The sequence below is a fragment of the Okeania sp. SIO2B9 genome, assembly GCF_010672505.1.
GTDB classification, from domain to species: Bacteria; Cyanobacteriota; Cyanobacteriia; order Cyanobacteriales; family Microcoleaceae; genus Okeania; species Okeania hirsuta.
On sequence record NZ_JAAHGK010000284.1, the window covers coordinates 1 to 6,743 of the forward strand.

The window sequence follows — 6,743 nt, forward strand, 5'->3', positions numbered from 1 at the left end:
CACTGTCTATCTAGGTAATTTAAAATTACTTGTTCTAGAGCTTCAGGTAGAAGTCTGCATAATTTAATTAGTACTAACTTATCTCCCAGAAATACTTTGACAGTTATTGATATTAATCTAGAGCAAAACAAGAGTTTTACCGAATAATTAAGGTGAAAAAGCTTTTCTGTAAAGAAGAAATAAATCCCAAAAATCCCCTTCGTCAATCCTATGGGTTTTTAGGAGAGGTAATTATCTTTTTCTTGATGAGTTTAATATCCCACCTGAAAGGGTTTCTATAAACCCCAATCAATTGTAGACAAAAAGTGGTTTGTCGAAGACTATTCCCATTCACTTTTGCCTTCTTCCTTCTCTCCTAGATAACTAAAGCCTTATTACTTTTTACTTCTTCTTTCTTATACCAATTAACTTTAGGGATGTCACAAATAGTTTCCAAGTTTAAATGTCAAATAATTGCCCGAAACTATCGTCTTATCAAAGTTTTTAGTCGATCAAATCTAACTTATAACCTCAGCATTCAGCCATTAGCGGTCAGCTTTCCTCCTCCGGAGGAACTACGTTAACAGGAATTAGTAGTTTGAGGATTTGAGTAATATTGAGTTTGAGTCGTGAGCAAGTAGCTAATTTATTTCAGAATTTTAATTCTGTTAAATATTTCAATTCTGATTCCTCAAAAAAGCGCAATTAAGTTAATAGCTGATGGCTGTATAGCTGACACCTGAATGCTTACCTTCTAACTTCTGCCTTCTGCCTTCTTCAATAATTGTTAAAACTACCTATGAGCAGTAGTTAATTCACAGGAATTACCAAAAAAAATTACAGGTTTAAATATAGTAATCCTAAATTGGTTGTGAAAATTTTTATAATATTTAATTTGAACTGAAAACATGAATAAATTCTAACTCCTGACTCCTGACTCCTAACTCCTAACTGCCAGCAAAATATTACAACTTAAATAGGATTGTTATAGTTAGGTTTTGCGGAAAAAAGAAACAATGTTGCCTAGTTAACAAAAATGGGGATAATCTGACATACTGATCTGTTGTAAATCATTTTTGGCAATCTATCATGGCAACAATTAACAATAATTACCTCAAACTTAAAGCAGGATATCTATTCCCAGAAATCGCCCGTCGAGTAAATACCTTCGCTGAAGCTCACCCAGAGGCCAAAATTATTAAACTAGGTATTGGGGACGTCACCGAACCCCTGCCAGCAGCTTGTCGTCAGGCCATTATTAAAGCAGTAGAAGAAATGGGCGATCGCTCTACTTTTAAAGGTTATGGCCCAGAACAAGGTTATGGTTGGTTGCGGGAGAAAATTGCTGCTGAAGATTTCCAAGCTAGGGGATGTGATATTGATGCCTCGGAAATTTTCATCTCTGATGGATCTAAATGCGACACTGGTAATATTCTCGACATTTTTGGCCACGATAATACTATTGCCGTGACTGACCCAGTTTATCCGGTGTATGTAGATACTAATGTAATGGCAGGTAATACAGGAGATGTGAATGAAAAAGGGGAATATGAGGGTTTAGTTTATTTACCAATTACCGCAGAAAATAATTTTACTGCCGAACTTCCTACTCAAAAGGTAGATTTGATTTATCTATGTTTCCCCAATAACCCCACTGGTGCCACTGCCACAAAAGAATATCTCCAGACTTGGGTAGATTATGCAAAAGCGAATGATGCGATTATTTTGTTCGATGCTGCTTACGAAGCATTTATTACTGATGCAAGTCTTCCCCACTCTATATATGAAATAGAAGGAGCAAAAGATTGCGCAATAGAATTTCGCTCCTTTTCTAAGAATGCTGGTTTTACTGGTACTCGTTGTGCGCTGACTGTTGTGCCGAAAACTCTCAAAGGGAAAGCTGCTGATGGTTCGGATGTGGAAATATGGAAATTGTGGAACCGCCGTCATTGCACAAAATTTAATGGAGTTTCTTATATTGTGCAGCGTGGTGCTGAGGCAGTTTACTCCGAGGAAGGAAAAGCACAAGTTAGAGCATTGATCGAATTTTATTTAGAGAATGCCAAAATTATTTGTTCCCAGTTACAAGCAGCAGGGTTAACTATTTATGGTGGTGTGAATGCGCCTTATGTTTGGGTGCAGACTCCTACAGGTTTGTCTAGTTGGGATTTTTTCGATAAACTGTTGCACAACTGTAATGTTGTCGGTACACCCGGTTCAGGTTTCGGTGCTGCAGGTGAAGGTTACTTCCGAATTTCCGCTTTTAATAGTCGGGAAAATGTTAACGAGGCGATGAAACGGATAACTGAGAAATTTACAGTTTAGGTAGGCGATCGCTAAAATCAAGTAAGATTAAGTAGGGTGGGCAAATCTTGAGATATGGATATTCTGTGGTAAATCAAGTTTATTTGTCTACCCTAAGTGTGAGTTTTTGCACCGTATTTTTAATAATTTTTATTAGTGAAAAAACTTAAAAAAATTCCAATAATTAAAACTCTATAAATATCCCAATGCTGAATAGTTCAAACTTTTGAAAAAGTAATAGCCAAATAGTTTAGTGAGGGTAGACAAATAGGAATAATATTTGCCTACTATTGTTAATTATTCTGTAACTATTTTGAACAACCTAGAAATAATCACTCACCAAACCTCTCCAATAATTCCTCCCGCGAAGCATTCAATAACAAACGAGCTAACTCCTTTGGAGACAACTGCAACATAGGCTCAATAATAGCCAACAACTCTGAATCTAGAGAACCAAACCGGAAATTGAATGAACTTTTAATCATTTCTGTTATTTGTTCTTGTTGAGTTTGTTGAAAACCTTCTCGAAAGCCTTTTTTAAAACCTTCTTGCCAAAGTTCTAGGCGAATTTTTTCAAAGGTATCCCCGCGCCAACGTCGTTGATAAACAGGCGATCGCTCCATTAGTAACTCCTAGTCATTTCAATTATTAGTAACTCCTGCAATAGGGAAACTTAGAATACAGAATTTTCTTTTTTTATCTCTTTAAAAAAGGAGACATAAAACCTTGTTGTTTTGGTTAGTAACTACTCGCCAAACCTCTCCAATAATTCCTCCCGTGAAGCAGTTAATAACAAAGGAGTGAACTCCTCTAGAGACAACAGCAAAACTGGTTCCATAATGGCCAATAGTTCTGAGTCCAGGGAACCAAACCGGAAAGTGAGTAAATTTTCAATCACTTGCTGCTTTATCCTTTGTTCCGTTTGCTGGATACCTTGCTGGATACCTTCCTCCAAGGTCTCTTCGCGCCATCGTAAATAAACAGGCGATCGCTTCATTAGTAACTCCTATCAGTAACTACTCACCAAACCTCTCCAATAATTCCTCCCGTGAAGCAGTTAATAACAAAGGAGTGAACTCCTCTGGAGACAACAGCAAAACTGGTTCAATAATGGCCAATAGTTCTGAGTCCAGGGAACCAAACCGGAAAGTGAGTAAATTTTCAATCATTTGTTGCTTTATCCTTTGTTCCGTTTGTTGGATGCCTTGCTGGATACCTTGCTGGATACCTCGCTGGATACCTTCCTCCAAGGTCTCTTCGCGCCATCGTAAATAAACAGGTGATAATTTCATTAGTAACTCCTGGTCATCTTCATTTATATTTTCTCTTACTTGAATTGTGATGTGCCAACTTGCCAAAAGCTCGGTCAAATTTTCCCTCAGTGGGTTTCCTGGTGGTAAAGCTTCTAATTCTAAAATGGCTTGCTCTTGTGTCTGACCTTTTCCCAATACCCTTAACCAGAGAGTATCCTGGTTAATTGGTAATTGATTAATGGCTACTATTGCTGTGTTTTGAAAATCTGGCAAAAAATAAATACCTGTAGGCCATTGACCGCTTGAGTCTAGTTTAGCGCCAAAACCTTCTATTAATCTGGCCGAACAAGAGGGGGAAAAAATCCACAATAGAGGCCATTCGGCTTCAGTATAGTGGGTGTTTTCCCTTCTAGCTTTACGTTTTTGTTGGTTAATAACAAAGTTAAGTTTGGCCTGACAGTCTAGTATTTCCAGTCGTTGTGGTTGATTTCTAAATGGTTCGTAAATAGAAGCAGTAGCCGCCATTTTGCCTAATAACCCTAGAATTTGAGGGTCGGTCGGCGGTGGAATAACGGGGACGAAATATACATCTATTTCCCGGACTTCGCTGGCAACATCGCGACTGGTTTCTACTTTGCCTAATAGAGTTAGTAACTCTTCTAAATATTGTTTGGCAAATTGGTCGTGGGGAGTTCGCGTCATTTCAGTTATCAGTTATCAGTTATCAGTTTTTTACAGGAAGTTTTATGGGTAATTATAGAGTATAATTTTAGATATAAAACTATTTATAATTTATGGGAAAATTACAGCATATTCCAAGTATCTGAAGTACAGATATTAATAATTTAATTTTCCCAGTGCGAGCATCTTGCTCGCGTGGGTGCAACTCTTCAGTTATCAGTTTATTACAGGAAGTTTTATGGGTAATTAAGAGTATAGTTGAGGATATAAAATTATTTGTAATTAATCGGAAAATTCTGATAGAGGAAATCAGGAATAGTTCAACAATTAATAATTAATAATGAATAATTAATAATTATCTCTCCTTGAAAAGAAGAGGATTGACTCAAAGGATTTTTTTTATTTATTATCCCCTTAAAAGGGGAGGCTTTAAACCACAATTTTTCGGTAAAATGTCATATAGTGATTTTGACTTAAAAAAAGTAAAAGCTGAGTTTAATTTGAAAATTATAGAAACAGAAGATTTATTTTCTCAAGTTGAACCTGTAGAGATTAGTAATTTATTAGCTGAAATGTTGAAGCAAAATGTACCTATTGCTTTAGCGATCGCCACAGAAAAGGCAAGTTCTGAGCTGATAATTATTAATATTTTGCTGGAGATTAAGAGACAAGTTCAAATTAGTTTTTTTTCGGGTATAGATTTCTCAGTTGATAAGGATAAAGGGTTGAATGGATTTTGTGATTTTATTATTAGTCAATCTCCTGAACAACTATATTTAGATACTCCTGTAATTGTTCTTGTAGAGGCTAAAAATGAAAGGATAGTTGGTGGTTTAGGACAATGTATTGCAGAAATGGTTGGGGCTGAAATATATAATCAAAAAGATGGTAAAGATGTTCCGTTTATTTATGGTGCGGTTACGACAGGTCATGTCTGGAAATTTTTGAAATTGGAAAAGAATGTAGTGTTTATTGATGTAGAGAATTACTATATTAAAGATTCGAGAAAGATAATAGGAATTTTGGTGGAAATGGTTAGATCGGTTAAGTCTTTGTAATTAGGTATTAAAGTAATAAGTAGGGTAGGCAAATATCATAAATATTGCTGTTAATATAGATTCGTAAAAATTTGCCCACCATAACTAAATCTAGCGAAAAACTATTTTATCCTTCTGAGGAGAAACTGGCTCAAATCTAACAAAGTCTGTACCTTCAGGTAAGGTAGATTTTTTATTCACATTATAACCAGGACAAATTCTGGTTCCTGTTTTTTGATAATTTCTAGAAGATAAATTAAAAACCTTATTAATTACACAAAATTCTGGTCTGACAGAGTTACCTCCCTGAGAATTTCTATAACTTGTTATGTCTTGTCGAGGAAATTTTTTCTTATCAGAACTCATTATATATATCCAGTCTTGTGTACCCAAATACCGTGAATTTTTTGGAGGCTCGACATCTAATTTTAAAATGGGAAAACCTTGACATTCATTAGGAAGAACTGGACCCCATCCTCTAACTTTTGATACTTCTAATCTTACACCGTATGGATTACCATAATTTCTATCTCCAGCTACTAGATAAGCTCGCTGTTTTGCCCTAGCTACAAATATTTTCTTTTTATACTCGTTGCAGACTTTAACATTGTAAAATATTTCAGTATTAATATTTAGTTGTGAATTGGTTTTTTCCTGTATCAAAAAAGTTAAACTTAGAGCTGTTAAAAGTGCAGTAGGATACAACAATAAGTTTTTGAACAACTTTCTTTTACTGACTATTGGAAATGTTGTGGCTAGATTCAATAATTTTCGTGGTTTCATAATTTTTATTCCTATTAAAAATCTACTTTATGCCAAATTAATAGATGGAATATTCCCAAATAATTCAAATTTAAAGAAACAGCTATCCTTCCTTTTCTAAAGTCATTATCTATTTCTTACTGTAAATCTTAAGTTTTGGTCTTTCCAACCTGTATCGTCTCCTAAATAAATAGTTTCCGTATTATACTCAGAAGCGCATTTCCAACCAGTATTAATTACTTTTCCCGAACTACCACTTCTTCTTCTATGCTGTAAACACATTTCGTAATTTTCTCTAGGAGTATAAATAGTAAAAGTCAATTTTTGATCTTTCCAACCAGTATCATCTCCTAAATTTACTGACTTAATATCATTAACAGAACTGCTACATTTGTTCTCTCTTCGCAATCCACTAGAGGGACTAACTCTAGTATGCTCTAAACAAATTTCTGCACCACCAATTGCTCTAAAAGCTAATTCTTGATCCTTCCAACCAGTATCATCTCCTAGTCCAATCCATTGACTAAAATTACCTACTCTTGAACATATCCAATCAGTATCTACTACATTTCCAGATGAACCACTTATTCTTGTATGTCTCAGACATAAACCGGGAGCAGTATTTTGACTATTTGTTTTAGAGCTAATACCAAGTATCAATAGTGTTGTTGCTACAAAACAATAGCCTATTTTTTTGAAGTTTTTAGGCATAATATTTATCCTTAAA

The 6,743-nt window shown here is 35.3% G+C and carries 7 protein-coding genes; 2 read left to right on the forward strand and 5 right to left on the reverse strand.

What is annotated here, in order from left to right:
* The first annotated feature begins 1,068 nt into the window (after positions 1-1,068).
* Complete coding sequence (locus F6K13_RS12190) at positions 1,069-2,304, forward strand: LL-diaminopimelate aminotransferase (RefSeq protein ID WP_124144895.1); 1,236 nt, start codon at positions 1,069-1,071, stop codon at positions 2,302-2,304.
* A gap of 311 nt (positions 2,305-2,615) precedes the next feature.
* On the opposite strand, the gene F6K13_RS12195 is transcribed toward F6K13_RS12190, so the two are convergent.
* The 3 genes from F6K13_RS12195 to F6K13_RS12205 all read right to left on the reverse strand — a co-directional run bounded on the left by F6K13_RS12195 (position 2,616) and on the right by F6K13_RS12205 (position 4,238).
* Positions 2,616-2,906 carry a hypothetical protein gene (locus F6K13_RS12195; RefSeq protein ID WP_124144896.1) on the reverse strand — a complete coding sequence of 97 codons (291 nt, stop codon included), beginning with the start codon at positions 2,904-2,906 and terminating at the stop codon, positions 2,616-2,618.
* A 122-nt stretch (positions 2,907-3,028) separates the two neighbouring features.
* Entirely contained in the window at positions 3,029-3,280 is a 252-nt protein-coding gene (locus F6K13_RS12200) for a hypothetical protein (RefSeq protein WP_287287487.1), read from the reverse strand.
* 19 nt (positions 3,281-3,299) lie between these two features.
* A complete protein-coding gene (locus F6K13_RS12205) occupies positions 3,300-4,238 on the reverse strand; it encodes a hypothetical protein (protein ID WP_124144898.1) in 939 nt (312 codons plus the stop codon).
* A 431-nt stretch (positions 4,239-4,669) separates the two neighbouring features.
* Between F6K13_RS12205 and F6K13_RS12210 the strand changes: the two genes are divergently transcribed.
* Complete coding sequence (locus F6K13_RS12210; RefSeq protein WP_124144899.1) at positions 4,670-5,275, forward strand: hypothetical protein; 606 nt, start codon at positions 4,670-4,672, stop codon at positions 5,273-5,275.
* A gap of 90 nt (positions 5,276-5,365) precedes the next feature.
* On the opposite strand, the gene F6K13_RS12215 is transcribed toward F6K13_RS12210, so the two are convergent.
* Positions 5,366-6,037, reverse strand: a complete 672-nt coding sequence (locus F6K13_RS12215; protein WP_287287489.1) for a hypothetical protein — start codon at positions 6,035-6,037, stop codon at positions 5,366-5,368.
* A gap of 105 nt (positions 6,038-6,142) precedes the next feature.
* A partial coding sequence (locus F6K13_RS12220) for a hypothetical protein (protein WP_287287490.1) occupies positions 6,143-6,743 on the reverse strand: 601 nt, incomplete at its 5' end.